Raw genomic sequence first — 26,981 nt, forward strand, 5'->3', positions numbered from 1 at the left:
GCGCAAAAATCGGAAGTAACAATGCTTGGTATATTGAGAAGCGCGGCAGGGACCTGGGTCGCGAAAGCCCTGCTATCGCTGCTGGTGTTGAGTTTCCTTGCTTGGGGCGTCACCACGCGGATGACGGGCGGCTTCCTGGCTGGCCATCATGCGGTGATCACCGCCGGCAGCACCACCGTCTCGATCACCGAGTACCGCCTCGCCTATGATCGCCAGATCGCTATGCTGCAGCAGCAGATCGGCCAACGCATCAGCCGCGACCAGGCCAAGGCCTATGGCATCGACAACCAGGTGCTGGCTCAGTTGGTGTCCGGCGCCGTCCTCGACGAACAGGCGCGCAAGCTCGGGCTTGGCTTCTCCAAGGACAGGCTGGCCGAACTGACGCGGCAGGAACCCGCCTTCCAGGGCCCGAATGGCCAGTTCGACCGCCGGCTGTTCGAATCCCGGCTGCGCGAACTGGGAATGCGGCCGGAGGATTATCTGAAGAACCGGGCTCAGGTGGCGGTGCGCCAGCAGATCGTCGAAGCGGTTTCGGACGGCCTCAAGGCTCCGGACACCTTCTTCAAGGCAGTTGCGCTCTATCGGGGCGAAGACCGCACCATCGACTATCTGATCTTGCCAAAGGCGTTGGTCGAACCGATCGAGGCCCCCTCCGACAGCGTGCTTCAGGCTTATTTCGAGTCCAACAAGAAAACCTACGCGGCGCCAGAATACCGCAAATTCTCCTATGTCCGGCTCGAGCCCGAAGACATCATGGATGTCAGCGCCGTGACCGACCAGCAGGTCAGCGACGACTACAACAAGAACAAGGGCCGCTACACCACGCCGGAAATGCGCACCATCGAACAGCTGGTGTTTCCTTCCGCGGACGCCGCCAAGGCGGCATCCGATTCGCTGAAGACGGGCGCCACTTTCGACAAGATCGTCACCGCGCAGGGCAAGACCCCGGCCGACACGCTGCTCGGCACGCTCTCCAAGGACAAGATCACCGACAAGGCGGTCGCCGATGCCGCATTCGCGCTAGCCGTCAACGAAGTCAGCCCGGTCGTCCAGGGCGCGTTCGGTCCGGTGCTTTTGCGCGTCACCGAGATCAAACCGGAAACGGTGAAGCCGCTGGCGGAAGTGTCAGACCAGATCCGCAAGGATCTGGCGCTTGGCGAAGCAAGCCGCATCCTGCTCGACGTGCACGACAATTACGAAGACACCCGCGCCGCCGGCAGCACGCTGGCCGAAGCCGCCGCCAAACTGAAGCTCAAGGACGTCACCGTCGAGGCCATCGACCGCACCGGCCTCAGGCCGGACGGGACCATCATCAAGGACCTGCCGGCATCGCCGGACCTCATCAAGGCGGTGTTCGAGGCCGAGCCCAACACCGAGAATCAAGCCCTGACCACGCCTAACAACGGCTTCGTGTTCTATGAACTGACATCGATCACGCCGGCTCGCGACCGCACGCTGGACGAAGTCCGCCAGCGCGTGGTGGCGGACTGGACGACAGAGGAAACGACCAAGCGGCTGACCGCGAAAGCAGACGAACTCGACAAGCGCCTCAAGGCTGGCACCACACTCGACGTCATCGCCGGCGAACTGAAGCTTGAAAAGCAGACCAAGCGCGGCGTGAAGCGCGAGGCCGACGATGTCGATTTCGGCAAGGAGGGTGCTGCTGCGATGTTCGGCGTCGGCGAAGGCGGCACCGGGCTGATCCCCTCGCCCACCGGCGACGGCCAGATCCTGTTCAAGGTCGCCGAAGTGTTCGAGCCGGCCGGAGCCGACGCCAGCTCGGTACCCGACGATGCGCAAAAATCCTTCACGCAAGGCATGTCCGACGATCTGCTCGACCAGCTGGTGGCGCAGTTGCAGACGCAGTACGCCGTCAGCGTCGACCAGGCCGCCGTTGCCCAAGCCCTCGCCCAATGAATGGCCTTAGCCCAATGAACGTCTTGGCCCAATGAGCGCCCTGAAGACCCATATCGCGAAGGTCGCCACGGGAACCGGGCTTACCTTCGAGGAAGCGCGCGAAGCTTTCGACATCATCATGTCTGGCGACGCGACGCCGGGCCAGATCGGCGGCTTCCTGATGGCGTTGCGCGTGCGCGGGGAGACCGTGAGCGAGATTTCCGGCGCCGTCGCCACCATGCGTGCCAAGATGCTGCGCGTCGAAGCTCCTGAGGGCGCCATCGACATTGTCGGCACGGGCGGCGACAATTCGCATTCAGTCAACATCTCGACCGCTTCGGCCTTCGTCATTGCCGGCTGCGGCGTGCCGGTCGCCAAGCACGGCAATCGCGGCCTGTCGTCGCTGACGGGCGCCGCCGATGTGCTGGTCGCGCTCGGCGTCAAGATCGATATCCCGCCAGAGGTGATCGGCCGCTGCATCCAGGAGGCCGGCGTCGGCTTCATGTTCGCGCCGGCGCACCACCCGGCGATGAAGCATGTCGGCCCGACCCGCGTCGAGCTCGGCACGCGCACCATCTTCAACCTGCTCGGACCGCTGTCCAATCCGGCCGGCGTCAGCAGGCAGATGGTCGGCGTGTTCCTGCCGGAATGGATCGTGCCGGTGGCCGAGACATTGAAGGCGTTGGGCACCGAGCATGCCTGGGTGGTCCATGGGGATGGCTATGACGAAATCACCACCACCGGCGAAACGCAGGTGGCGGAATTGGCCGGCGGCGAGATCCGCCATTTCACGCTCACCCCGGAAGCCGTCGGCCTGCAGCGCCACACCAAGGACGAGTTGCGCGGCGGCGACGCCGCCTACAATGCCACGGCGTTGCGCGACATGCTGAGAGGTGCTGCCGGGGCCTATCGCGATACGGTGCTGATGAACGCCGGCGCCGGCATGGTGGTGGCCGGCAAGGCGACGACGCTTGCCGACGGCATGGCCGCGGCCACACAGGCCATTGACAGCGGCCGGGCGCTGGGCGTGCTCGACAGGCTGGTCGAGATTTCGAACGGATGAGCCGTGGCTGACATTCTGCGCAAGATCGAGGCCTACAAGCGGGACGAGATCGCGGCGGCGAAGGCGCGTATACCGTTGGCCGAGATCAAGGCGCGAGCCAAGGATGCCGACGCACCGCGTGGCTTTCTGAGGGCGCTTGAGGCGAAGCGCAGATCGGGCAGCTTCGGCCTGATCGCCGAGATCAAAAAGGCAAGCCCATCCAAAGGCTTGATCCGCGCCGATTTCGACCCGCCCGCACTGGCGCAGGCCTATGAGAAAGGCGGTGCCGCCTGTCTTTCGGTGCTGACCGATGCGCCATCCTTCCAGGGCGCGCCGGAATTTCTCATCAGTGCACGGAAGGCAGTGTCCCTGCCCGCGCTGCGCAAGGATTTCCTGTTCGACCCTTATCAAGTCTACGAGGCTCGCGCATGGGGCGCCGATGCCATCCTGATCATCATGGCCAGCGTCGATGATGCCTTGGCGAGCGAATTGGAAGCGACCGCGTTCGAACTCGGCATGGACGCGCTGATCGAGGTGCATGACGAGGCCGAGACGCAGCGCGCGGTAAAACTCTCGTCGCAGCTGATCGGCATCAACAACCGCAATCTCAGAACATTCGAGACCAGCCTCGAGACCTCGGAACGGCTGGCATCGATGGTGCCGGGCGGCCGATTGCTGGTCAGCGAGAGCGGAATTTTCACCCACGACGATTGCTTCAGGATGCAAAAGACCGGCATCAGCACCTTCCTCGTCGGCGAGAGCCTGATGCGGCAAGAGGATGTCGCTGCGGCAACGCGGCTGCTTTTGACAGGCAAGGCGAAAGCAGAGGCCATCTGAGGATGGCAGCCGCCCTCACCCATCTCGGCGCCAAGGGCGAGGCCAACATGGTCGATGTCGGCGAGAAGGCGGAGACGACGCGCACGGCGGTCGCCGAGGGCTTTGTCTCGATGCGGGCCGAAACCCTGAAGATGATCCTCGACGGCGACGCCAAGAAGGGCGATGTGCTGGGTACCGCGCGCATTGCCGGCATCATGGCGGCCAAGAAGACGCATGAGCTGATTCCGCTCTGCCATCCGCTGCTTTTGACCAAGGTGTCGGTCGACATCGAACCGGACACCACGCTGCCCGGCCTTAGGGTCACCGCGCTCGCCCGCGTCACCGGCAAGACCGGGGTCGAGATGGAGGCGCTGACCGCGGCATCTGTCGCGTGCCTGACCATTTACGACATGGCCAAGGCGGTCGACCGCGCCATGGTGATTTCCGGTATACAGCTGGTGGAAAAGACCGGCGGCAAGTCCGGCGACTACAAGGCGGGTTCGTAAATGGCGCTGGTTCCGGTCGCCGAGGCGCTTCAACGCCTACTCGACGGCGCTGTGGCGTTGCCCGGTGAAAGGGTCGCGCTGGCGGATGCGGCCGGCCGGGTGCTGGCGGAGCCGGTCGTGGCGCTGCGTACCCAGCCGCCTTTCAATGCATCTGCCATGGACGGCTATGCCGCACGGGCGCAGGATGTGGCGTCGGCCCCGGCGCGGCTTTCGGTGATCGGAATGGCGCCCGCAGGGCGAGGCTTTGACGGCACAGTGGGTAAATCCGAGGCCGTGCGCGTCTTCACCGGCGCGCCGCTGCCTGAAGGCGCAGACACGATCGTCATCCAGGAAAATGTTCGCGATCTCGGCGGTGGCCGGATCGAGGTCACCGAACCGACGGCGAAGAACCGCAACATCCGCCGCCTTGGACTGGATTTTGCCCAAGGCGACGTGCTGCTGGAGAAAGGCCGCGTGCTCGATCCGGCTGCATTGTCGCTGGCGGCGTCGGCCAATCATCCCCGGTTGAACGTGGTGCAACGGCCGCTGGTCGCCATCATCGCCACCGGCGACGAATTGCTGCCACCGGGCAGCGAACCTGGCCCCGCCCAGATCATCTCGTCCAACGCCTATGGCGTCGCTGCTGTGGCGCAGTCGGTCGGCGCTCGCGCGCTCGATCTCGGTATAGCGGCCGATCGCAAGGAAGCGATCGCGGCGCTGGTGAAAAAGGCGGTCGATGCGAAAGCCGACGTCATCGTCACGCTCGGCGGCGCCTCGGTCGGCGACCATGATCTCGTTCATGACGTGCTGACCGGCGAAGGCATGAACCTCGACTTCTGGAAGCTCGCCATGCGCCCGGGCAAGCCGCTGATGTTCGGGCGGCTGGGCGATATCAGGTGCATCGGCCTGCCCGGCAATCCGGTGGCGAGCCTGGTCTGCTCGCAATTGTTCCTGAAGCCGCTATTGGCGCAGCTCGGCGGCCGTCCCCACCGGCAGGACATCCGCCAGGCTCAGCTTGGCGCCGCGATGCCGGCCAATGATCTAAGGCAAGACTATGTGCGCGCCGTGGTCCGGGAAGAAGCCGGCGCATTGGTGGCGACACCATTCGGCATCCAGGATTCCTCGATGCTGAGAATGCTGGCCGACGCCAACGGCCTGATCGTGCGCGAGCCCTTCGCTCCGGCGGCAGAAGCAGGCGCTGCTTGCAGCGTTCTGATGTTGCGCTGAAGGTCGCGGATCCAAGCCGTTAATTCCAAGAGATAAGACTGGTTGTTACTCCGCCAGCAATGTCCGCGTCAGCGGATGTGTCGGATCGGCAAGCCCGTCGACGATGCTGAAATGATGCCGGTCCGGCTCGACCACTGTGCTGGTCGTGGCGCCGAGGCCGATCCAGATGTTGGCAAGCAGCGCATTCTGGCGCAGGAACTCCGCCCGCTCGCCGCCGCCGGCCCAGCAGGTGATGCGCGCGCCCTGCATGGGGCGCAGCAGAACCGGGCTTTCGGCCAGTGCTTCCGCTTCATCGATGGCCAGTGTCGCGTTCATCCCCGTCCGCATGATTGGCCGCAGGTCATGGACGCCGGAGATCGAGACGACATTGCGCACGCGGCCCGCCACATCGGCGGCCAGGGGTGTCGTTGTCGTCACCATCCTGGAGGCGAGATGGCCGCCGGCGGAATGCCCGGTCAGGATCACCGGCCCGCCGACCATCGTCGCCGCCTTGCCGATCGCCGCCGCGATTTCCCTAACGATGCCGGAAATGCGTATGTCGGGACAAAGCGTGTAAGTCGGCATTGCCACGGCAAAGCCATTGGCAACCGCGCCGTTGGCCAGATGCGACCATGGCTTGTTGTCGAACGCCTTCCAGTAACCGCCATGGATGAAGACGACGAGCCCTTTGGGCATGACATCGGGAAGGAACAGATCGAGCCTGTTGCGCGGGCTGTCGCCATAGGCGATGTCGAGCTTGGCCCGACCGGACGCCGACATTGTGTCGCGAAAAGCCTGTGCCGGTGTGTCCCACGCGGCCGGCCAGCGATTGCTGCCGGCAATGTTGTCGCCGTTGGCGTAGGCATTGTCCCAATCGGCAACACGATGTTGGAGCATCTGCATCCCTCCCGGATGGCTTCAGTTCAGTCGACAGGAATGGCCGCCGAACAGGGCGGCGTCAATGCTGCGACCTAAAAACATTTTAGGCTTGAAACAAATTTCGACTGGTGCGATCCTGCGCCTTGTTCAGCCATGGGCGCGAGGCAGACAGGGGCAGCCGAAAATGCTTGGGCCATCAGCGCATATCGACACATTCACGCGCGACAACCTGCCGCCGCCGGAGCAATGGCCGGAGTTTTTGCTCGACGGCTTCGACTATCCCGACCACATAAATGCCGGCGTCGAATTGACCGACAGGCTGGTCGAAAAAGGGTTCGGCGACCACACCGCGCTGATCGGCAATGGCCGCCGCCGCACCTACAAGGAACTGTCCGACTGGACCAACAGGCTCGCCCATGCCCTGGTCGAGAATTATGGCGTCAAGCCGGGCAACCGGGTGCTGATCCGCTCGGCCAACAACCCGGCCATGGTCGCCTGTTGGCTGGCCGCCACCAAGGTTGGCGCGGTGGTCGTCAACACCATGCCGATGCTGCGCGCCGGCGAACTCGCCAAGATCGTCGACAAGGCGGAAATCACGGTTGCGCTTTGCGATACAAGGCTGATGGACGAGATGACCGCCTGCGCCAAGGGCAGTGCGTATCTCAAGCAGGTCATTGGCTTCGACGGCACGGCCAACCATGACGCGGAACTCGACCGCGCCGCCCTCGACAAGCCGGTCACCTTCACTGCCGTCAACACCGGCCGCGACGATGTCGCCCTGCTCGGCTTCACCTCCGGCACCACCGGCGTGCCGAAGGCGACGATGCATTTCCACCGCGACCTGCTGATCGTCGCCGACGCCTATGCCCGCGAAATCCTGGAGGTGACGCCCGACGACATCTTCGTCGGCTCCCCGCCCCTTGCCTTTACCTTCGGTCTTGGCGGGCTCGCCATCTTCCCGCTGCGTTTCGGCGCCGCGGCGACGTTGCTGGAACAGGCGACGCCACCCAACATGATCCACATCATCGAGACCTACAAAGCGACCATTTCCTTCACCGCTCCAACCGCCTATCGGGCCATGCTCAAGGCCATGGATCAAGGCGCTGACCTGTCCTCGCTGCGCGTCGCGGTTTCGGCGGGCGAGACGCTGCCGGCGCCTGTCTTCGAGGAATGGACTGAGAAGACCGGCAAGCCGATCCTCGATGGGATCGGCGCCACCGAGATGCTGCATATCTTCATCTCCAACCGCTTCGACGACATGAAGCCGGCCTCCACAGGCAAACCCGTCGGCGGCTATCAGGCACGCATCGTCGATGACGAGATGCGGGAGTTGCCGCGCGGCTCTACTGGCCGGCTGGCGGTGCGCGGCCCGACCGGCTGCCGCTACATGGCCGATGCCAGGCAAAAGGACTATGTCCGCGACGGCTGGAATCTCACCGGCGATACGTTCACGCAGGACGAGGATGGCTTCTTCCACTTCGCCGCGCGTTCCGACGACATGATCGTCAGCGCCGGCTACAACATCGCCGGCCCCGAGGTCGAAGCGGCGCTGCTCTCGCATCCCGACGTCGCCGAATGCGCGGTGACCGGCGCCGAGGACGGTGAACGCGGCCAGATCGTCGAGGCGCATATCGTGCTTGTGCAAGGTGTTTCGCCGGACGCATTGACCGTCAAACGCCTGCAGGACCACGTCAAGGCAACGATCGCGCCCTACAAATATCCGCGTTCGGTGAAGTTCATCGACGCCTTGCCCAAAACCCAGACCGGCAAGATCCAGCGCTTCCGGTTGCGCGCGGAGAAGAGCAATTGATTAAGCCGCACGATCCGGCGTCCGATGGCGCGCAGATGTCGTTCAAGGAGCGGATGTCCTACAGCGACTATCTGCAGCTGGACAAGGTGCTCGATGCGCAGGCGCCGCTGTCTTCGGCCCATGACGAGATGCTGTTCATCATCCAGCATCAGACATCGGAATTGTGGATGAAGCTCGCTTTACACGAGATCGGCGCCGCGATCCGCTCTATCCGCGCCGACCGCCTCGAACCGAGCTTCAAGATGCTGTCTCGCGTCGCGCGCATCTTCGAGCAGCTCAACAATGCCTGGGACGTGCTGCGCACGATGACGCCAAGCGAATACACCGAGTTTCGCGACGCGCTCGGCCAATCCTCGGGCTTCCAGTCGTGGCAGTACCGCGCTATCGAGTTCATGGCCGGCAACCGCAACCTTGCCATGCTCGGGCCGCACAAGCACCGGCCCGACCTTACGGACAGGCTGGAAGCCATCCTGGCCACGCCGTCGCTCTATGATGAGGCGCTTCTGCTTTTGGCGCGCAATGGCTTCGACATCGGCGCCGACGCCAGTCGCACGGACTGGCGCGAGACGCGCGTCGAGAACGAAGAAGTGCTGGCTGCCTGGCAAACCGTCTACCGCGACCCGCAGCGCTACTGGATGCTCTACGAACTGGCCGAGAAGCTGGTCGACTTCGAGGATTATTTCCGCCGCTGGCGCTTCAACCACGTCACCACGGTCGAGCGCATCATCGGCTTGAAGCGCGGCACGGGCGGCACCTCAGGCGCCTCCTATCTGAAGAAGATGCTGGAGGTCGTGCTGTTTCCGGAGCTCTGGACGGTCCGCACCCGGCTCTAGAGCATTTCACCGTTTAACGGAAACGGCGAAATGCTCTAGCTCTTTGGTTGACGCAATTTCGGACGGAAAACCGCTTCACACTTTTCCTGAAATTGCTCTATTTTCTCACGTAACCGCGGTCTTCACCGCGAAGCGGGCGTCCTGCCAGGCGCCGGTGCGCAGAATATCCTCCAGGACTTCGACCGCCTGCCAGACATCGCCATATCCGACATAGAGCGGCGTGAAGCCGAAACGGATGGTCGACGGCGCCCGGAAATCGCCGATCACGCCGCGCTCGATCAGCGCGCGCATCACCTGATAGCCATGCGGATGGAGGAACGACACCTGGCTGCCGCGCTGGCTGCCGTCGCGAGGACTTTCCAGTTCAAGCCCGTAGGCGCCGCATCTGGCTTCGACGAGCTGGATAAACAGGTCGGTCAGCGCGATGCTTTTTCTGCGCACCGCCGCCATATCGATGTCGTTCCAGATATCGAGCGCGCCCTTGAGCGCCCGCATCGACAGCACCGGCTGCGTTCCGCACAGGAAGCGGCGAATGCCGCTGCCGACGGCAAAGCCCTGCTCGAAGGCAAAGGGCCGCGCATGGCCCCACCAGCCGCTGAGCGGCTGGTGGGCATCGTCATGGTGGCGCTCGGCCGCGTAGATGAAGGCTGGCGAGCCCGGGCCGCCATTGAGGTATTTGTAGGTGCAGCCGACGGCGAAATCGGCATTGGCACGGTCGAGTTCGACCGGCAAGGCGCCGGCGGTGTGGCAGAGATCCCAGATGATCAGCGCGCCGGCGTCATGTGCCTTGCGCGTCAGCGCCGCCATGTCGCGCAACTGGCCGGATTTGTAGTTGACGTGGTTGACCAGGATGACGGCAACGCTGTCGTCGATCAGGTCCTCGATTGCGGCCGCGTCGACGCCCTCCAGCCGCAGCCGCGTTCCCGGCCGGGTCGAGGCGACGCCTTCGGCCATGTAGAGGTCGGTCGGGAAACTGTCGCCCTCGGCAACGATGACCGACCGATTCGGCCGCATGCCGAGCGCGGCGTGCAGCAACTTGTAGATGTTGATCGAGGTTGTGTCGCAGACCACCGTCTGCCCGTCAGCCGCGCCGATCAGTCGTCCGAGCTGATCTCCCAGTTCCACCGGCATGTTGAACCAGCCAGCGGTGTTCCAGGCGCGAATGAGGTCGTGCGCCCATTCCTGCGTGGCGGCCTGCTGCAATTCGCTGAAGACGGCTGGTGACGCGGCACCCAGCGAATTGCCGTCGAGATAAATTACGCCTTGCGGCAAGACAAAGCGTTCGCGCATGGAGCGCAGCGGATCGGCGGCATCCATTGCTTCGATTGTAGCGAGATCGGGTGTCGTGCTCATGATCCGGCGCCCCTCCATGGACAAACGCGCGCGGCGGAGCCTGCCGCCCAAACATGCCGGCGATCTTGAGTGGTCGCCCTTGAACTGTCAAACATTATATATAATTCACCCATTGAAAGGCTTTGATATATAATGATCCGCCGAGCGTTTATGACTGATGGATCACGATGCTGGATGACGAGCAGACCTCGAAGACGGAAGTGGCCTATCGCCTGCTCAGGCGCGATATTCTTGCGACCCGGCTGGCGCCTGCCGCGCCGTTGAAGCTGAGCACGTTGCGCAACACCTACGGCATCGGCTGGACGCCGTTGCGCGAAGCGCTGTCGCGGCTGGAGGCGGAACGGCTTGTGACCGCCATCAGCAACCGCGGGTTTGCGGTCGCTCCCGTCTCTCGGGCGGAGCTCGAGGATCTGGCGCGTGCGCGGCTGGTGGTCGAACTGCCCCTGCTGGTGGAATCGATCGAGAAAGGCGACCGTGAGTGGGAAGACGCGGTCGTTGCCGCCCACTATCGTCTCTCACGGTGCGGGTCTGTTCTCGACGATCCATCGGATGATGCGGTCGACGCGTGGTACGAAAAACACGATGCCTTCCATGCGGCGCTGCTCAGTGCCGCGACATCCAGCTGGCTGCTGCGCTTCAATGCAACGATTTCCGACCAATTGCATCGCCATCACCGCTTTCTGGGTCTGGCCCCCACGCTGCGCGCCGCCGCCGGCCGCACGGATGGGCACCGGAAGGCCGTGGCGGCCCTGCGCGACGCCGTGGCGATCGAACACCATACCGCCCTGATGGAAGCGGCCCTCGATCGCGACGTCGAACGTGCGAAAACTCTGATGACCGCTCACATCGGCTCCACGCTGCAGGTCTATGCCCAGAGCGAACCCGGCGCGGATGCTGCGCAGCCCCGTCCGAAAGGGAAGCGGCGATCGTAACCGACGACGCAGGGCACTTTGTCTTCGTTTCACCCCGTTGCTGGCAACTGGGCGCAGGCGGCGCTCGCAGCGCCGAACGTTACGCTGAACAAAACGTCAACACATTCATTAAACTTTAAAAGGTTGCGGAACACAACTGGAACAGATAGTGTTTGTTCTGGGTTTGTTTTTTCCGATTCTGGTTTCAGAACCCTTGGGGGCCGCGATGCTGACGCGCAAACAACATGAGCTTCTGATGTTCATCCATGAACGCCTGAAGGAGAGCGGAATCCCGCCGTCCTTCGACGAGATGAAGGAAGCGCTCGACCTCGCCTCCAAGTCCGGCATCCACCGACTGATCACAGCGCTTGAGGAGCGCGGTTTCATTCGCCGGCTGCCGAACCGGGCGCGCGCGCTGGAAGTGCTGCGGCTACCCGACTCGATCGCACCAGGCCTCAATGCGGCGAGGAAGTTTTCGCCGAGCGTCATTCAGGGCAGTCTTGGTCAAACCGGCCAAGGGCAAGGCGGCCAGGGACAAGGCGCGATGGGCCAAGGCGGTCTCGGCCGCCAGATCAAGCCGGGCTCGCCGTCGCGTTCGATGTCGGCCGGCAATGACGATGCCGTTTCCGCGATTTCAATCCCGGTTATGGGACGCATCGCCGCCGGCGTGCCGATCGACGCCATCCAGCATCAGACCCATTCGATCTCGGTGCCGCCCGACATGATCATGGGCGGCGAACACTACGCGCTCGAGGTTAAGGGCGATTCGATGATCGAGGCCGGCATTTTCGATGGCGACACGGTCATCATCCGCAATGCCGACACAGCCAGCCCCGGCGAGATCGTGGTGGCGTTGGTCGACGATGAGGAAGCGACCCTGAAACGCTTCCGCCGCAAGGGCGCCTCGATCGCCCTGGAAGCCGCCAACCCGGCCTACGAGACCCGCATTTTTGGACCGGACAGGGTGAAGGTGCAGGGCAAGCTTGTCGGATTGATCCGGCGCTACTGAGCCGGCTTGGGTTTGTACTTTTCACGCTGGTTGTAAGGCGGCAGGCCGCGCGCTTCGCGGGAGAAGCGGCGTTGCTCGTGCCAGGGGCGATACGGCTTGTCGACGGCGAAGCGGATGGTTGGCGCTGCCGCTGCCGATTGCGGATCGAAGAAGACGGCGGCGCTGCCGTCGCGGGCCAGCTGTTTCTTAGTCACGACCAGCACCAGCGGGTCGCGGCACGGATTGTAGGCGGTGGCGTCATCGATGACGATCAGGCTCGCGAAGGCACAGGCCGGCCGCGCCGTCTTGCGGTCTTTCGCAAGCGCTACAATGGCTCCGGAAGGGTGCCGGGCGATACAGAGATCGCCGGTGCAATAGAAGGGCGAGCCGGGCGGCAGATCGAGCGGATCGAGATCGAACCGCGTATCTGTTGCCTCGAAAATCTCAGGTGGGATAATGGTTTCGGCCCGCAGCGCCCGTTTCCAATTGTCCGTGGTGAATTCGTTGGAGCGTTCGCGGTTGAGGGCGAGTTCGCCGCCACCGATCGGCATGGCCACCAGATGCGCATCCTCGGATATGAGCACGTCGGGCGTAAGCACCTGCGGCACCGTCAACAGGCCGGCCAGCGCGAAAGGCACGGCCGCCAACCTGAGCCAGGTGGTGGCCATGGTGGCGATGACGAGGGCGACCGCCACCAACAGCACCGAGCGGATGGAGATCAGCCCGACGGCGTCGACCGGCGAGCGCTCGGAAATCCAGGCCGATATAGCGATCATCGCCATCAGACCCTTGCCCATCACATAGAGGAACGGCCCGTCGGCGCCGAACGGCATCGCCAGTGCGCTGAGCACGGCAAAGGGCATGACGATCAACGAAACAATCGGCATCACGGCCAGATTGGCGATCAGGCTGAGCGGCGACACACGCTGAAAATGCCAGATGGCGAACAGCAAGGTTGCACTGCCGGCGATGATCGAGGTCATGGCGAGGCCGCCCATGGCCAGCGCGAACTTTCGCGACAGGAAGCCGACGAAGGAGCGCTTTGCCGGCGGCGTTCTCACCTTGTCGGCGCGGTAATCGGCCCAGCCGGCATAGGCGCCGACAAGGGCGGCGGTGGCGGCAAACGACATCTGGAAGCTGGGACCGACCACCTCGTGCGGCGACACCAGGATGACGGCGATGGCGGAGATCGCCAGATTGCGCATGGTGAGTGCGGCGCGATCAAACAGCACGGCGACAAGCATGACCGCCAGCATGATGAAGCTGCGCTCGGCGGCAACCACGACGCCTGAAATAACGAGATAGGCGGCGATCGAGACAAGCGCTGCCGCGGCCGCATATTTCTTCACCGGCCGGCGCGAAGAGAAATCGGGAAACAGCGCAAAGGCGCCACGCAGCAACGCCATGATGGTGCCGGCAACCAGCGCCATGTGCAGGCCGGAGATGGAGATGATGTGGTAGATGCCGGTGCGCCGCATCGCTTCGTTGACCTCGTTCGGGATGCCAGCGCGCACCCCGACAATCAACGCCGCGGCAATCTCGCCTTCGGCGCCGCCGATCTTGCCCCTGATATGGTCGGCAATGTTTTCGCGCGCGTTCTCGATTGCCGAGGAGAGCCGCGCGGTCAGCGGCGGCGGTCCCTGCGTAGCAATGGTTTTCGGATTGCCGAGAAAGAAGCCGCTGCCGCCGATACCGGTGAAATAGCTGTCGAAGGAGAAATCGTAGCTCTCCGGCCGCACCGGACCGGTCGGCGGCAACAGCCTGGCATAGCCGGCGATCAGGGAGCCGGCGGTCATATCGGCGGGAACGGTCCGCGCCGAGAGCCTGACCCGCTCCGGGGCGTAGCGCAACTCGGGGTAAGCGGTCGAAACCACGTCGAGCGTCAGCCTGATGCGGCCGCTTTCCATCTGTTCGAGACTGACGACGCGGCCGGTCAGCCGTGTCTGGATGTCGGAGCCGAGCATCTGCGTTCCGGCGCGCCAGGTCTCGACTTTGGCGGCGACGACGCCGAGCGCGCACAGCATCGCGGCCATGCAGAACAGATGCGTCCTCGGCCGCGATCGCGTGGCGACAGCGCAACATGTCGCCAGCACCACAATGGCGATTGGCTGCGCAAAGCCGGGCTCGCCGGCCAGCGAGAAATAAATGATGACGCCGGCCGCCAGGAAAACCGGCACCAGCAGGAAGGCGACGCCCCGGTCGAGCTCCGTGTTGGCGGCCACGGCAAGGCTGCGGCGGAGCGCGGGCCATGACGGACGGCGAAGCCGTCTGCGCAGACGGGCGATAGATCCGGGCGCTGTGACTTGCGCCGGCAACGGGTGACCGGGTAGCGCAGGCGCGACGCCGGGATGAGGCTCAGGCAGCGCGAGGGGCAGCGGCTCGGCATAGGGACTATCGGCAAACAGCGAGCGTTCGCTGACGCTTGCCTCGGCGCCTTCGCCTTCCTTCGTGCCCCGGCCACGTCCAGCCATCGGGTCTGCCCCTTGCGCCCCAGACCTCCTATGCTACATGAACGCGCAAAGCGCGAAAGTCCGCGCGATCACGCCCNGTGCCTTCGTGCCCCGGCCACGTCCAGCCATCGGGTCTGCCCCTTGCGCCCCAGACCTCCTATGCTACATGAACGCGCAAAGCGCGAAAGTCCGTGCGTCTTGCGTTAGAATCAAACCCACCGCGCTTTCACTCCTCTCGAAAGTCCTGCAGCAAGGCGCGCCGTAAGTCCTCCTCAAGCATGAACACACCGACAACCCGGCGCTCAGTTGTCACGTTCCTGTGAACGAAACACTGAGAATGTAGTCCGCGTCGTGAAGGAAGCCGCGAAAATTGGAGGCGGCGAGGACCGCCCTTCTAGCAGCAGAGACGCCCGGGATATGTGCCCTTAGCTCGCCAATTGTGCTTTTAAGCGCTTTCAACGGGCCAGGAAGTATGTAGACTTTGGCATCCGGGTAGACCATGAGCATCTTGCGGAGATCAGACGTCGATCCGCGCACGCTATCGACCATACCGCCGAGAGTGTGGACATCTCCAGAGGCGAGGCCCCTGATTTGCTGAGTGTCGCCGTTGGACGCTCGCACCACCATAGGGTTTTGGAATTTCTGGAGCAAAAGTTCGACTAAGCTTTGCAGCATTGCATCGAGATGACGATCCGCTGCGTCACTCGCAAAGATGCCAGTTTGAACTTCAATGAAGTGCGCCTGATTTTTGGCCTCCAGAGCTTGCTCCTTAGCGACCTCTCTGCTTTGGACAAATTCCTGCCGGGTAAGTTGTAGCTCCTCACGCTGTAGGGCGAGTTCTCCCGATTGCACCATGGTGGCCACGGCCAGCCATAGAAACGCAGGAGGGGCGAAAACGCCGGTCAGCACAGCCGCGAAATCATTCAGGCTAAGTGGCGTCTTGAACTCAACATAGCCTCCCGACGCCAGCGCCCAAGCGACAAGCAGAACGTAGATTCCCGTCACGATCCAACCGCCGGCCACCCAGCGCGAGCCTTTTGCCTTCCTTGGCGTTTCTGACACTTCACTCATCTCACCCCCAATGACCAATTCCCTTGCTGTGGTCTCTGCCAAATGCCGTTGCACGGAGCTACAGGCTTTAGCTGAATTCACGGTGCCTTCGTGCCCCGGCCACGTCCAGCCATCGGGTCTGCCCCTTGCGCCCCAGACCTCCTATGCTACATGAANCCTTCGTGCCCCGGCCACGTCCAGCCATCGGGTCTGCCCCTTGCGCCCCAGACCTCCTATGCTACATGAACGCGCAAAGCGCGAAAGTCCGTGCGGTCGCGTCCACCGCGCCGGAATTGACCATCACTCGCCAAGGACGCTCAATCCTCAATCATATCCCGGCCCTCCGCCCTCAGGCGAGCAAGCCCATCGTGCATTGCCTTCAATTGTTCGGGTGTATGACCCTGCCATTCAGCGAGCTCCCCCAGGATGAGTAACGGATCACGGGAGCGGTAGGATTTCGTCGGATTACCGGGAAATTTTTTATCGGTCAGGTTAGGGTCATCCATGAAAAACCCCGTCGGCTTTACGATGTAAATCCTTTGACGACCGTCACCCGTTGCAAGCTCTGCTCCCCAGATGGCGGCTTCCAGTGTCTGGGTGAAATAGATCCATGACAGTGGTTTACCTCTGAAATTGGAAGGGTGGCCGACGCTCAGCAGATCCCCGGGTTTCAAATCCGCCCGGGTGCCATGGTAGAACGGATCACCCTCCGTATGGTCAGCGTTTCTGGTCATCGGTAGTCCTTCTTTCAATCATGCTTCCTTAGTGGCGAGACCGGACTGCACACAGTTGCGGTGTTCACGATAATGATTGCAGAAAGGTCAATATGAGTGACCAAGCCAACGCTGTCACGGCGGCGTTGTAGTCGGGCAGTGCCGCATCCGTGAAGAAATGTCCGCTCGTCAGAGGGGGCTATCACCGTCGCAGCGATGTTCCAGGCACTGTGACGGACGCTGCAGCCGAATGAAACCCAGACATTGACGCTGCTGCCAAACGAGGTTGCGCGGAGGGTGCGAACAGATTTTGTGCTACAAGGCTCCAGCGCCAGTTGACGCAACCGATAATTGCCGACGTGCCCCGGCCACGTCCAGCCATCGGGTCTGCCCCTTGCGCCCCAGACCCCCTATGCTACATGAACGCGCAAAGCGCGAAAGTCCGCGCGATCACGCCCCGCTTTCCAAGGTTCCCGAGAATTCCATGTCCGACACGGTCGTCACCCGTTTTGCCCCCTCGCCCACCGGCTATCTGCATATCGGCGGCGCGCGCACGGCGCTGTTCAACTGGCTGTACGCCAAGCACACCGGCGGCACGATGGTGCTGCGCATCGAGGACACCGACCGCGAACGCTTCAACGAGGCGGCGACACAGGCCATTCTGGATGGGCTGACCTGGCTGGGCCTTTCCTGGGACGGTGAGGCCATATCGCAGTTCGAGCGCGCGCCGCGCCACCGTGAGGTGGCCGAGGAGCTGGTGCGCCTGGGCAAGGCCTATTACAGCTACGAGACGCCTGCCGAGCTCGAGGCGATGCGCGAGGCCGCACGCGCCAAGGGCCTGCCGCCTCGCTACAATGGCGCGTGGCGGGACCGTGCCCCCTCAGAGGCGCCTCCCGGCGTCAAGGGCGCCATCCGCATCAAGGCGCCGACCGAGGGCGAAACCGTGGTGCACGACCGTGTGCAGGGCGAGGTGCGCTTCCCCAACAAGGACCTCGACGATTTCATCATCCTGCGCTCGGACGGCAACCCGACCTACATGCATGCCGTCGTCGTCGACGACCATGACATGGGCGTCACCCACATCATCCGTGGCGACGACCATCTGACCAACGCCGCGCGCCAGACGGTGATCTACAACGCGATGGGCTGGGACGTGCCGTCGATGTCGCATATCCCGCTGATCCACGGCGCCGACGGCGCCAAGCTGTCGAAGCGGCACGGCGCACTTGGTGTCGAGGCTTATCGCGCCATGGGCTATCTGCCCGAGGCACTGCTCAACTATCTGGCAAGGCTCGGCTGGAGCCATGGCGACGACGAGATCATGTCGATCAAGGACATGATTTCGTGGTTCGACATCGGCGATGTCAACAAGGGTGCGGCGCGCTTCGACTTCGCCAAGCTCGAGTCAATCAACGGCGCGCATATGCGCAAGATGGCCGATACCGAGCTGTTCGATATTTTCGTCGCCACTCTGCCATACCTCGAAGGCGGATCTGCTATCGCCGCCCGTCTCGACGACGCCAGGAAGGCGCAGCTGCTGGCCGCCTTGCCGGGCCTGAAAGAGCGCGCCAAGACGCTGGTGGAACTGGCCGATGGCGCGGCCTTCCTGTTAGTCGAGCGGCCGCTGCCGATCGACGAGAAGGCGGCAGCACTGCTCAGTGCCGACGCGCGCGCGATCCTGCGCGGCGCACATGCCGCTTTGCAGACTGTTTCGGGCGATTGGTCGGCTGCCGCGGCTGAAGCCGCGGTGCGCGAGTTCGCAGCGGCCGGCGGCCACAAGCTCGGCGCCGTGGCCCAACCGCTCCGGGCGGCCCTTACCGGCCGTAGCACCTCGCCCGGCGTGTTCGACGTGCTTGCCGTGCTTGGCCGCGAGGAAAGCCTGGCGCGGATTGCGGATCAAATCGATTAGGAGCGAGCTGGCCCAAAAAGATTGGCATTGAAAGGCGGGTTTCGCAGTGCAACATTAGACCTTGGCCCAATCAGGCACGCACCTCCCAAAATGCGGTGGCGAGTTCGCGCATTCCGGTGATTTCGACGTGTCGTTTGCAGGAATTGCCTTGCCGGCATGAGGAACATGAAGGAGTTTGAGAATGAGCGAAGCTGCGACAAGACTGGAAACCGGCAGCAAGACGACGCACCCGTCGACTGCCACGCTCGAACTGGCCGGCAAGACGCATGAATTCAAGGTGCGAAGCGGGTCGGTCGGGCCCGACGTCATCGACATCGGTGCGCTCTACAACACCACCGGCGCCTTCACCTACGATCCCGGCTTCACTTCGACGGCGAGCTGCGAGTCGGCGATAACCTTCATCGACGGCGATGCCGGCATCCTGCTTCACCGCGGCTATCCCATCGACCAGCTGGCCGAGCATGGCGACTTCCTCGAAGTCTGCTACCTCCTGCTCTACGGCGAACTGCCGACCAAGGCACAGAAGGACGATTTCGACTACCGGGTGACGCGCCACACCATGGTGCACGAGCAGATGTCGCGCTTCTTCACCGGCTTCCGCCGCGACGCGCATCCGATGGCTGTGATGTGCGGCGTGGTCGGCGCGCTGTCGGCCTTCTATCACGACTCCACCGACATTTCGGACCCGTATCAGCGCATGGTCGCCTCGATGCGGCTGATTGCCAAGATGCCGACGATTGCGGCCATGGCCTACAAATACCATATCGGCCAGCCCTTCATTTACCCGAAGAACGAGCTGAACTTCGCCGCCAACTTCCTGCATATGTGCTTTGCGGTTCCGTGCGAGGAATACAAGATCAATCCGGTGCTGGCGCGCGCCATGGAGCGCATCTTCATCCTGCATGCCGACCACGAGCAGAACGCCTCGACCTCGACGGTGCGGCTTGCAGGCTCGTCGGGCGCCAATCCGTTCGCCTGCATCGCCGCCGGCATCGCCTGCCTGTGGGGCCCGGCGCATGGCGGCGCCAATGAGGCGGCGCTCAACATGCTGGGAGAAATCGGCCATGTCGACCACATCCCGGAATTCATCGCCCGCGCCAAGGACAAGAACGATCCGTTCCGGCTGATGGGCTTCGGCCATCGCGTCTACAAGAACTACGATCCTCGTGCGAAAATCATGCAGAAGACGGCGCATGAGGTGCTCGGCGAACTCGGCATCAAGGACGATCCGCTGCTCGACATCGCCATGGAGCTGGAAAAGATCGCGCTGACCGATTCCTACTTCATCGAAAAGAAGCTCTATCCGAACGTCGATTTCTATTCCGGCATCACGCTGAAGGCGCTGGGCTTCCCCACCACCATGTTCACCGTGCTGTTCGCGGTCGCGCGCACCGTCGGCTGGATCGCGCAGTGGAAGGAAATGATCGAGGACCCGCACCAGAAGATCGGCCGCCCGCGCCAGCTCTATACCGGCGCCCCGGAACGCGACTACGTGCCGATTGCGAAAAGGTGAAAGAGAGTGAATGGTGAATGGTAAGTAGTGAATAGCAGGTAGTAAGTAGCAGGTAGTAAGTAGCAGCTTGATTATAGTCGAGAGTGCGTTAATCCTATTCACTATTCACTATTCACTCGCTAAGCCCTATTCGCTCTCCCGATGTGGCGAAGAACGACATCGGCGGCGATGTCGCCGGAGGGCCTGTCGGTGGCCATGCGTCTGGCAACCTCGCCAAAGCCGTCCTTTTGCCAGGCGCGGTAGGCGGTGTCTGAGAACAGTGCCTCGAGCTGCCGCGCCAGATAGTGCGGCCGCACGTACTGGTTGTAGCTTTCCGGCACGACCGGCCGGTCGGCAATAAGGTTGGGCAAAGCAGCGCTCCACACCGTGATCAGGCTCTGCGCCATCAGCATGATCGGATCGAACTTGTAGCAAGAGATCATCGGGACACCCGACATCGCCAGTTCCAGTGACACCGTTCCAGACGCGATCAGCGCCGCATCGGCCTTGCCGAAGGCCTGCCACTTGCGCTCGGGATCGAGGATGACTTCCGGCTCCTGATCCCAGCGCGCCACCGATGTTTTGACCAGTTCGGCGACATGCGGCACCGTCGGCAGCAACAGCCGCAGCCGGTGGCCACGCGCGCGCAGCGCCGACACCGTCTCGCCGAACGGACCGATAAGCCGGCTCACCTCGCCGCGCCGCGACCCTGGCAGGACGAGCAGCGTCTTGATGTGATCGGCAGAGAGATCGCGCGGCTGGGCTTGCGCCCTGGCCGCGCCCAGCACGCCTGGATCATGCGTGAGGCGATGTCCGACGTAAGTGCCGGGCGGGCCGCCGAGACGGCTGAGCTCCTTTACCTCGAAAGGCAGGATGCACAGTATGTGGTCGACATAGGGCTTCATCGCGGCCGCCCTACCCGGCCGCCACGCCCAGACGCTCGGGCAGACATAGTGGACGATCGGGATCGACGGATCGGCGGCGCGGATCTTTTTGGCGACGCGCAGCGAGAAATCGGGGCTGTCGATGGTGATCAGACAGTCGGGTTTTTCGGCGGCGACAGCACTTGCCGTCTGGCTGATCCGCCGCATCAGGCGCGGCAAGTCACGCAGGATGGCGCTGAGCCCCATCAGCGCGATCTCGGCGCCGTCGAACAGCGGCGCCAGTCCGAGCGCCTGCAGGTGCCGCCCGCCAGTGCCGACGAGTTGCACCTCGCGCCCGGTCATGCGCTTCAGCGCCTGCACGATGTCGGCGCCCAGCAGGTCGCCGGATTCTTCGCCGGCGACGATGGCAATCTTCAGCGGCTTCTCAGCTGCCATGGACAGACTCCGCAGCCGGCAGGCCGAACACGAACAGGCCGAGCGCATTGGCGCGCGCGACAACGGCGGGGCCTTCGAGGATGAGCGAACGGCCGGCTTCGACGGCAATGCCGGCGAGCCCCGCGGCATGCGCCGCCTCGACGGTCCGGGGGCCAATAGATGGCAGATCGGCACGCAATTCCTGGCCAGGCTTGGCGCATTTGACCAGGACACCGCGCGTCTTGCCGGCCAGCCTGCCATGGCCGCGCAACTGCTGCGTCCGCTCGAGCAGTCCGTGGGTGCCCTCGACGCCTTCCAGGGCAACAGTGCGGCCACCGATGGCAATTGCCGCCTGACCAATGTCGAGCGCGCCGATGGCCTTTGCCGCCGCGTGTGCCGCCTCGATATCGCGCCAGTCGGACTTTCGCGGCACTGCTTTGGTCAGCGGCCCTTCGGCCGCGACGAGCCGGGGCACGACTTCATGCGCACCGACAACCTTGACGCCCCGTGCCTCCAGGCCGCGGGTCAATATCTTCAACAGCCCGTCATCGCCGCGGGCAAGCGCCATGGCGAGCGAGGGTATAAGTGCCAGTAGCCCAAGGTTCGGACGCATGTCGACCAACCGCGGCCTGCGCCTGATCTCGCCGGCAAGCACAAGATGGGTGATCCGCCGGCGCCTCAGCAACGCAACCAGCGAGCCGATGTCTTCCAGCGCAAGCCTTTCATGCTCATAGATTGTGAGGTCGGACTGACGGTCGGCCTGACCTTCGACCAGGATGATGACGGGCGGATGTCCGGCCTCCGCCAGGCCGGCGGCAACTTCGACCGGCAAGCTACCGCCGCCGGCAATGATGCCGACCCTGGCGTCCGGCGCAAGATCGAGGCCCGTTGAAGTGGCCTCAGCCTTCGTCATCGGCATCGTCGCCGTCGCCACCCTTAAGCGACGGGACGGCAAAATGCCGCTTGCCGCGACTGGTGATGAAATCGATGATTTTCATGGCCGTCGGCGACGACGCAAACTCGGCCTTGGCGAATTCGATGTTCTCGCCGACAGTGCGGGAGCGGTCGAAGATGGTCTTGTAAGCCTTGCGCAGCAGGTAGATTTCGGCGCGCGGCAACCCGGCGCGCTTCAGGCCGATGATGTTGAGTCCACGCAGGCTGGCGCGATTGCCCACCGCAATGGCGTAGGGAATGACATCGCCGACAAAAGCCGAGCAGCCGCCGAGAAAGGCGTTGTCACCAACACGCACGAACTGATGAACGGCGCTGAGGCCGCCAATATAGACGCTGTCACCGACCTCGCAATGGCCGCCCAGGGTCGCGCCATTGGCGAAGGTGGCGTATTTACCGACGACGCAATCATGGGCAATGTGGGCATAGGCAAGGAAATTGCCGTTGTCGCCGACGGTCGTCTCGCCGCGGCTGGAATCGGTGCCGAGATGCATGGTCACGCCTTCGCGGATCGTGCAGTTCTGGCCGATGACCAAAGTGGTGCGGCCGCCCTTGTGCTTGGTGTTCTGCGGCGGTCCGCCCAGTGTCGCCATTGGATAGACTTTGGTCGCGGCGCCAATGGTTGTCGCGCCCAGCACCGAGACATGGCTGACCAGTTCGACGCGGTCACCGATCACGGCGTCAGCGCCGACATAGCAGAAAGGTCCTATTGCGGCGCCTTCGCCGATCTGCGCGCCGGCCTCGATGACGGCCGAGGGGTGGATTGAAGTCTGTATTTTCATGAGCATTTCGAACCGTCAGCCGGTAACCATCATTGCCGAGATCTCGGCTTCGGCGGCCTTTGTGCCCTCCACCATGGCCTCGCAGGCGAATTTGAGCAGGTTGCCGCGCATCTTGATTTTCTTGACGTGGATTTTCAACTGGTCGCCCGGGACGACCGGTTTGCGGAATTTCGCATTATCGATGGTCAGGAAATAGACCAGCGACGGCTTTTCCGTGTTGAGGTTACGGATGCAGATCGCGCCGGCCGTCTGCGCCATGGCCTCGACGATGAGCACGCCCGGCATCACCGGCTGATCCGGGAAATGGCCCTGAAAATGCGGCTCATTGATGGTCACGTTCTTGATACCGATGGCAGAATCATTGCCGTCGATTTCGATGATGCGATCGATCATCAGGAAGGGATAGCGATGCGGTAAAAGCTTCATCAACCCCAATATATCGACCGCTTCGAGCGTCGCCGGCACCATCTCAGCTACTTCCCCCTTCGCCCTGCTTGCGCGTCCTGGCGAGCTTCCTCAGCATGGCGATCTCGCGCATGGCTTCCGCCATCGGCTGCGCCGGATAGCCTCCCCAGATCTCGCCCGCCGGCACGTTGCTCATGAACCCGCTTCTTGCAGCAAGCTTGGCCCCTGATCCGATGGTCAAATGATCGGCAAGGCCAACGCCGCCGCCCATGGTGACACCATCACCGACGGTGACGGAGCCGGAAATACCAGAGAGCCCGGCAATAATGCAATTGCGGCCGATGCGAACGTTATGGGCGATCTGCACCAGATTGTCGATCTTGGTGCCCTGACCGATGACCGTATCCGACATGGCGCCGCGATCGACGGTCGTGTTCGAGCCGATTTCGACATCGTCCTGGATGATGACGCGGCCGACCTGCGGCACACGCTCAGGGCCTTTGGCGCCGCCGACAAAGCCGAAGCCGTCCTGGCCTATCCTGGCGCCGCCATGAATGATGACGCGGTTGCCGATCAGCGCATACTGAACACTGACACCCGGCCCAATGTAGCCGTCACGGCCGATCTGGCAGGAGGGACCGATTACGGCGTGGGGGGCAATGACTGTTCCGCTGCCTATGGAAGCACGGGGGCCGATGACCGCTCCGGCTTCGATGATCGCGCCTGCCTCGATACGCGCCGTGGCATCGACATGAGCTTGCGGCGAGACCCCGGTTTCGCTGGTCATCGGCCCCGGCGTAGCCGCTGTCGGGAACAGCAGCCGGCCGATCATGGCGAAGGCCTGCTGCGGGCGCGGATGCACCAGAACCGCGATGCCGGCCGGCGCCTTGCCCGCGAACTCGGCGGGACAAAACACGGCCGCCGCCTTCAGCGACTGCATCAGCGCGAAATTGCGCTTGCCGTCGACGAAGACGAGCGCACCCTCGCCGCCTTCGTTGGCTGGCGCCAACGCATCGATCGATATGTGGGCAAGATCGGAATCGACAAGCGATGCGCCGGTCAGATTCGCGACTTCGCCGGCCGTATACCGGCGTGATGGCGCGAAGAACACCGGATCGGTCATTCCAGAAGCAATATCCAGCTAGGTCGGATCAATTCTCTTCCGGACCCCAACGGCCCGGAAGCATCGTTACCGCAAGATCAGAAGCGGCTCGACATGCCGAAGTTGAATTCCTGCACGTCGTCGGTCTTTTCCTTCTTGACGGGCATCGCGTAGTCAATGCGGATCGGGCCGAAAGGCGATGACCACAACAAGCCGACACCAACCGAGGCGCGCAGTTCCAAGTCGACTGACCCCTGATTGACCAAAGGAGTGTTAATCTTGCTGCCATACAGCGTTGCGGCATCGGCAAACACGGCGCCGCGCACACCAAAGCTTTCCGGAATGACCGGTATCGGGAACTGAGCTTCCGCCGACGCATTGAAATAGGTGGTTCCGCCGAGGTGGTCACCTGTGTTGAGGTCCACAGGGCCAATGCCACCATACTCGAAGCCGCGGATCATGCGGTCGCTGCTCTGGAACTGATCGAAGATTCGCAAGCCGTCATTGCCGTAGCTCGCAATATGACCAGCACCGCCCGAAATCAGGCCGACCAGATCCAGCTGTTCTGACAGCGTCTGGTAGACAGTGCCACGACCGGTAACCTTGACGAACTTGGCATCGCCACCAAGGCCCGCCACTTCCACAGTCGTGGTGGCGTAGATGCCTTCATGCGGGCTCTTCATATCGTCGATGGTGTTGTAGACCAGTCCCAAGCTGACCGAAGACTTGATCCACGGGCTATCCTCAATCCCCTCCAGGATCGCATTGGAGACGTCACATTTTGCCGGGTCATAAACGCCGGCAGTCAAGCAACCGTCGTCGAGCTTGTACTTCTCCTGGGCGATATTGTACGCCAACTGCGTCGAGATGTTGTCGGTGATCGGCAGGCCGAAGCGCACCGTCGCACCCAGCGTCTCGCTGTCATAGTGGTCGTAGTTGCGGGTCTGCTGGAAGATATCGAAGCCGGCGGCGATACGGCGCCCCAGGAAATAGGGTTCGGTGAAGGACAGGCTGTAGTCCCGCGAATTCTTGCCGCCACCCGCCGAAACCTTGATGTACTGGCCGCGACCGAGGAAGTTGCGCTCTGCGACCGAACCTTCGACAGACGGACCGGCAGTGTCGCCACCTGTCGAATAACCTGCGCCAACCGAGAACTCGCCGGTCGATTTCTCGACCACGTCGACCACGAGCACGACCTGGTCTGGCTCAGAACCCGGGACAGTCGAAACGTCGACTTTCTCAAAGTAATCTAGCTTTTCCAGCCGCTTCTTCGCGCGCTGGATGAGTACCTGGTTGAAGGCGTCGCCTTCGCTGACATCGAACTCACGACGAATGACATAGTCGCGTGTGCGGTCGTTGCCGCGGATTTCGATGCGCTCGATATACGCCTTGGTGCCCTGGTCGATCGTATACACGACCGAAATGGTGTGGTTCTCGAAGTTGCGATCGCCGCGCGGCGTCACCTGGGCGAAGGCATAGCCCGAACCCGCGACCTTTTCGGTCAGCGCGATGATGGTGTCCTCGACATTCTTGGCGTTGTAGACGTCGCCCTTGTGGGTCTGAACCACCGATTCCAGCGCCTTCGAGTCGACTTCGGGAATGGTGCTCTCGACGCTGACGTCGCCGAACGTATAGCGGTCGCCTTCCTGGACGGTGATGGTAACGGTGTACTGGTTGGTCGTGTCGTCGAGCTCGCCGACGGCTGAGACCACCTGGAAGTCGGCATAGCCGTGATTGTAATAGAAGCGGCGCAGCGATTCCTGGTCGGCGCGGAGCTTGTCCTCGTCATAGACGTCGTCACGCAGCACGAAGGACAAGAAGCTCGAGCGCTTGGTTGCGATGACGTCGGACAGGCGGCGGCTCGAATAGGCGCTGTTGCCGACGAAATTGACAGCGGCGATCTTGGTGCGGCCGCCTTCGTTGATGTTGAAGACCACGTTCACGCGGTTGTCGCCGAGATCCATGATCTGCGTCGTGACAGCGGCGTCATCCCGGCCAATTCGCCTGTAGGCAGCCTTTACCGCCTCGACATCGGAGTCCAGCGTTGCCTGCGAGAACGTCCCGCGCGGCTTCAACTGCACGGCGACTGCCAGCGCGTTGTCCTTGAGCTTCTTGTTGCCCTGGAACAGAACCTGGTTGACGACCTGGTATTCGGCAACCTTGACTACCAGCGTCGAACCGACCTGATTGATCTGCACGTCCGAGAACAGCCCGGTGCCGAACAGCGCCTTGACCGCATCGTCGATATCGGCGCTGGAAAACGCCTTGCCCGGCTTGATCGTGATGTAGTTGCGGATGGTGTCGGCGTCGACACGCTGGTTGCCGCTGACCTCGACTCTCGAGACAACGGCTGCCTGCGCCGCAGATGTGGCAACGAACTGCACGGCGAGCGCACCTGGTACAACCAGAGCGGCGGACATAGCCACCGCGGACGCGGCGCTCAAAAATTTGGATGCTGCCTTCATCGGGCTTTTGTACCTTTTCTCGAAGTCCCCACGGCGAGAAAACCGGACGTGCGGTAATTTCTCCTACCGTATTAACCGGATTTTCCCTACACGCAAGGCTTCTGGTTAATTTGTAATTACTTAACCCTGATGCGTGGCTTTCGCG

The 26,981-nt window shown here is 62.9% G+C and carries 22 protein-coding genes; 11 read left to right on the forward strand and 11 right to left on the reverse strand.

The window, feature by feature from the left end; translation table 11 throughout:
- Window positions 1-21: 21 nt before the first annotated feature.
- From X727_RS153635 to glp, 5 genes are read left to right on the forward strand one after another with little or no spacing between them, the layout of a single operon-like run.
- Complete coding sequence (locus X727_RS153635) at window positions 22-1,917, forward strand: peptidyl-prolyl cis-trans isomerase (protein ID WP_023712345.1); 1,896 nt, start codon at window positions 22-24, stop codon at window positions 1,915-1,917.
- A gap of 31 nt (window positions 1,918-1,948) precedes the next feature.
- The gene (gene trpD, locus X727_RS153630) at window positions 1,949-2,959 is read left to right on the forward strand and encodes an anthranilate phosphoribosyltransferase (RefSeq protein ID WP_023712346.1); all 1,011 of its coding nucleotides are present in this window, start codon (window positions 1,949-1,951) and stop codon (window positions 2,957-2,959) included.
- Window positions 2,960-2,962: 3 nt separating this feature from the next.
- The gene (trpC, locus tag X727_RS153625) at window positions 2,963-3,775 is read left to right on the forward strand and encodes an indole-3-glycerol phosphate synthase TrpC (RefSeq protein ID WP_023671049.1); all 813 of its coding nucleotides are present in this window, start codon (window positions 2,963-2,965) and stop codon (window positions 3,773-3,775) included.
- A 2-nt stretch (window positions 3,776-3,777) separates the two neighbouring features.
- A complete protein-coding gene (gene moaC / locus X727_RS153620; RefSeq protein ID WP_023671048.1) occupies window positions 3,778-4,260 on the forward strand; it encodes a cyclic pyranopterin monophosphate synthase MoaC in 483 nt (160 codons plus the stop codon).
- The gene (glp, locus tag X727_RS153615; protein ID WP_023671047.1) at window positions 4,261-5,466 is read left to right on the forward strand and encodes a gephyrin-like molybdotransferase Glp; all 1,206 of its coding nucleotides are present in this window, start codon (window positions 4,261-4,263) and stop codon (window positions 5,464-5,466) included.
- A 45-nt stretch (window positions 5,467-5,511) separates the two neighbouring features.
- Here glp and X727_RS153610 read toward each other — a convergent pair whose 3' ends face one another.
- Window positions 5,512-6,342, reverse strand: coding sequence for an alpha/beta hydrolase (locus X727_RS153610; protein WP_023671046.1), 831 nt, complete (start codon window positions 6,340-6,342; stop codon window positions 5,512-5,514).
- 166 nt (window positions 6,343-6,508) lie between these two features.
- Here X727_RS153610 and X727_RS153605 point away from each other — a divergent pair, with 166 nt between their 5' ends.
- Both X727_RS153605 and kynA read left to right on the forward strand, forming a co-directional pair.
- A complete protein-coding gene (locus X727_RS153605; protein ID WP_023671045.1) occupies window positions 6,509-8,134 on the forward strand; it encodes an AMP-binding protein in 1,626 nt (541 codons plus the stop codon).
- Window positions 8,131-8,967 carry a tryptophan 2,3-dioxygenase gene (kynA, locus tag X727_RS153600; protein WP_027049448.1) on the forward strand — a complete coding sequence of 279 codons (837 nt, stop codon included), beginning with the start codon at window positions 8,131-8,133 and terminating at the stop codon, window positions 8,965-8,967. Before X727_RS153605 ends, kynA begins: the two co-directional genes overlap by 4 nt.
- Before the next feature lie 105 nt (window positions 8,968-9,072).
- On the opposite strand, the gene kynU is transcribed toward kynA, so the two are convergent.
- The gene (gene kynU, locus X727_RS153595; protein ID WP_023834107.1) at window positions 9,073-10,320 is read right to left on the reverse strand and encodes a kynureninase; all 1,248 of its coding nucleotides are present in this window, start codon (window positions 10,318-10,320) and stop codon (window positions 9,073-9,075) included.
- Between the two features lie 167 nt (window positions 10,321-10,487).
- On the opposite strand from kynU, the gene X727_RS153590 reads away from it, so the two are divergent.
- A complete protein-coding gene (locus tag X727_RS153590) occupies window positions 10,488-11,252 on the forward strand; it encodes a GntR family transcriptional regulator (protein ID WP_023834108.1) in 765 nt (254 codons plus the stop codon).
- 205 nt (window positions 11,253-11,457) lie between these two features.
- Window positions 11,458-12,240 (forward strand): transcriptional repressor LexA, encoded by a 783-nt coding sequence (lexA, locus tag X727_RS153585; RefSeq protein WP_023724387.1) that lies wholly within the window; start codon window positions 11,458-11,460, stop codon window positions 12,238-12,240.
- Here the strand turns inward: lexA and X727_RS153580 are convergent.
- From X727_RS153580 to arr, 3 genes are all read right to left on the reverse strand, one after another.
- Complete coding sequence (locus tag X727_RS153580; RefSeq protein WP_023834109.1) at window positions 12,234-14,690, reverse strand: ComEC/Rec2 family competence protein; 2,457 nt, start codon at window positions 14,688-14,690, stop codon at window positions 12,234-12,236. The genes lexA and X727_RS153580 overlap by 7 nt on opposite strands.
- A gap of 288 nt (window positions 14,691-14,978) precedes the next feature.
- Window positions 14,979-15,740: a hypothetical protein gene (locus X727_RS153575; protein ID WP_155923558.1), complete on the reverse strand. Its 762-nt coding sequence runs from the start codon at window positions 15,738-15,740 to the stop codon at window positions 14,979-14,981.
- Window positions 15,741-16,036: 296 nt separating this feature from the next.
- On the reverse strand, window positions 16,037-16,453 hold the full coding sequence (gene arr / locus X727_RS153570) for an NAD(+)--rifampin ADP-ribosyltransferase (protein WP_023696562.1): 417 nt from the start codon (window positions 16,451-16,453) through the stop codon (window positions 16,037-16,039).
- Between the two features lie 463 nt (window positions 16,454-16,916).
- Here arr and gltX point away from each other — a divergent pair, with 463 nt between their 5' ends.
- Entirely contained in the window at window positions 16,917-18,341 is a 1,425-nt protein-coding gene (gene gltX / locus X727_RS153565) for a glutamate--tRNA ligase (RefSeq protein WP_023834111.1), read from the forward strand.
- Between the two features lie 181 nt (window positions 18,342-18,522).
- Complete coding sequence (gene gltA / locus X727_RS153560; RefSeq protein WP_023671037.1) at window positions 18,523-19,854, forward strand: citrate synthase; 1,332 nt, start codon at window positions 18,523-18,525, stop codon at window positions 19,852-19,854.
- Window positions 19,855-19,973: 119 nt separating this feature from the next.
- Here gltA and lpxB read toward each other — a convergent pair whose 3' ends face one another.
- The 6 genes from lpxB to bamA all read right to left on the reverse strand — a co-directional run bounded on the left by lpxB (window position 19,974) and on the right by bamA (window position 26,836).
- The gene (lpxB, locus tag X727_RS153555; protein ID WP_023834112.1) at window positions 19,974-21,152 is read right to left on the reverse strand and encodes a lipid-A-disaccharide synthase; all 1,179 of its coding nucleotides are present in this window, start codon (window positions 21,150-21,152) and stop codon (window positions 19,974-19,976) included.
- Entirely contained in the window at window positions 21,142-22,044 is a 903-nt protein-coding gene (gene lpxI, locus X727_RS153550; RefSeq protein WP_023834113.1) for a UDP-2,3-diacylglucosamine diphosphatase LpxI, read from the reverse strand. The genes lpxB and lpxI overlap by 11 nt, the downstream gene beginning before the upstream one ends.
- Entirely contained in the window at window positions 22,031-22,864 is an 834-nt protein-coding gene (gene lpxA / locus X727_RS153545) for an acyl-ACP--UDP-N-acetylglucosamine O-acyltransferase (protein WP_023834114.1), read from the reverse strand. Before lpxA ends, lpxI begins: the two co-directional genes overlap by 14 nt.
- Window positions 22,865-22,879: 15 nt before the next feature.
- Window positions 22,880-23,332 carry a 3-hydroxyacyl-ACP dehydratase FabZ gene (gene fabZ / locus X727_RS153540; RefSeq protein ID WP_023684696.1) on the reverse strand — a complete coding sequence of 151 codons (453 nt, stop codon included), beginning with the start codon at window positions 23,330-23,332 and terminating at the stop codon, window positions 22,880-22,882.
- Window position 23,333: 1 nt separating this feature from the next.
- Window positions 23,334-24,392, reverse strand: coding sequence for a UDP-3-O-(3-hydroxymyristoyl)glucosamine N-acyltransferase (gene lpxD, locus X727_RS153535; RefSeq protein ID WP_023745111.1), 1,059 nt, complete (start codon window positions 24,390-24,392; stop codon window positions 23,334-23,336).
- Between the two features lie 77 nt (window positions 24,393-24,469).
- Window positions 24,470-26,836, reverse strand: a complete 2,367-nt coding sequence (gene bamA, locus X727_RS153530; protein ID WP_023745112.1) for an outer membrane protein assembly factor BamA — start codon at window positions 26,834-26,836, stop codon at window positions 24,470-24,472.
- Window positions 26,837-26,981 lie beyond the last annotated feature (145 nt).

It is taken from the genome of Mesorhizobium sp. L103C105A0 (genome assembly GCF_000502215.1).
Lineage (GTDB): Bacteria > Pseudomonadota > Alphaproteobacteria > Rhizobiales > Rhizobiaceae > Mesorhizobium.

Excerpts from the sequence above, each read along its gene's own strand:
- arr (WP_023696562.1), bottom strand. The coding sequence starts at position 16,453 with ATGACCAGAAACGCTGACCATACGGAGGGTGATCCGTTCTACCATGGC.
- lpxI (WP_023834113.1), bottom strand. The coding sequence starts at position 22,044 with ATGACGAAGGCTGAGGCCACTTCAACGGGCCTCGATCTTGCGCCGGAC.
- moaC (WP_023671048.1), top strand. The coding sequence starts at position 3,778 with ATGGCAGCCGCCCTCACCCATCTCGGCGCCAAGGGCGAGGCCAACATG.
- kynU (WP_023834107.1), bottom strand. The coding sequence starts at position 10,320 with ATGAGCACGACACCCGATCTCGCTACAATCGAAGCAATGGATGCCGCC.
- lpxA (WP_023834114.1), bottom strand. The coding sequence starts at position 22,864 with ATGAAAATACAGACTTCAATCCACCCCTCGGCCGTCATCGAGGCCGGC.
- trpD (WP_023712346.1), top strand. The coding sequence starts at position 1,949 with ATGAGCGCCCTGAAGACCCATATCGCGAAGGTCGCCACGGGAACCGGG.
- X727_RS153590 (WP_023834108.1), top strand. The coding sequence starts at position 10,488 with ATGCTGGATGACGAGCAGACCTCGAAGACGGAAGTGGCCTATCGCCTG.
- lpxB (WP_023834112.1), bottom strand. The coding sequence starts at position 21,152 with ATGGCAGCTGAGAAGCCGCTGAAGATTGCCATCGTCGCCGGCGAAGAA.
- gltX (WP_023834111.1), top strand. The coding sequence starts at position 16,917 with ATGTCCGACACGGTCGTCACCCGTTTTGCCCCCTCGCCCACCGGCTAT.
- lpxD (WP_023745111.1), bottom strand. The coding sequence starts at position 24,392 with ATGACCGATCCGGTGTTCTTCGCGCCATCACGCCGGTATACGGCCGGC.
- X727_RS153610 (WP_023671046.1), bottom strand. The coding sequence starts at position 6,342 with ATGCTCCAACATCGTGTTGCCGATTGGGACAATGCCTACGCCAACGGC.
- gltA (WP_023671037.1), top strand. The coding sequence starts at position 18,523 with ATGAGCGAAGCTGCGACAAGACTGGAAACCGGCAGCAAGACGACGCAC.
- bamA (WP_023745112.1), bottom strand. The coding sequence starts at position 26,836 with ATGAAGGCAGCATCCAAATTTTTGAGCGCCGCGTCCGCGGTGGCTATG.
- fabZ (WP_023684696.1), bottom strand. The coding sequence starts at position 23,332 with ATGGTGCCGGCGACGCTCGAAGCGGTCGATATATTGGGGTTGATGAAG.
- X727_RS153575 (WP_155923558.1), bottom strand. The coding sequence starts at position 15,740 with ATGAGTGAAGTGTCAGAAACGCCAAGGAAGGCAAAAGGCTCGCGCTGG.
- X727_RS153580 (WP_023834109.1), bottom strand. The coding sequence starts at position 14,690 with ATGGCTGGACGTGGCCGGGGCACGAAGGAAGGCGAAGGCGCCGAGGCA.
- X727_RS153635 (WP_023712345.1), top strand. The coding sequence starts at position 22 with ATGCTTGGTATATTGAGAAGCGCGGCAGGGACCTGGGTCGCGAAAGCC.
- X727_RS153605 (WP_023671045.1), top strand. The coding sequence starts at position 6,509 with ATGCTTGGGCCATCAGCGCATATCGACACATTCACGCGCGACAACCTG.
- lexA (WP_023724387.1), top strand. The coding sequence starts at position 11,458 with ATGCTGACGCGCAAACAACATGAGCTTCTGATGTTCATCCATGAACGC.
- glp (WP_023671047.1), top strand. The coding sequence starts at position 4,261 with ATGGCGCTGGTTCCGGTCGCCGAGGCGCTTCAACGCCTACTCGACGGC.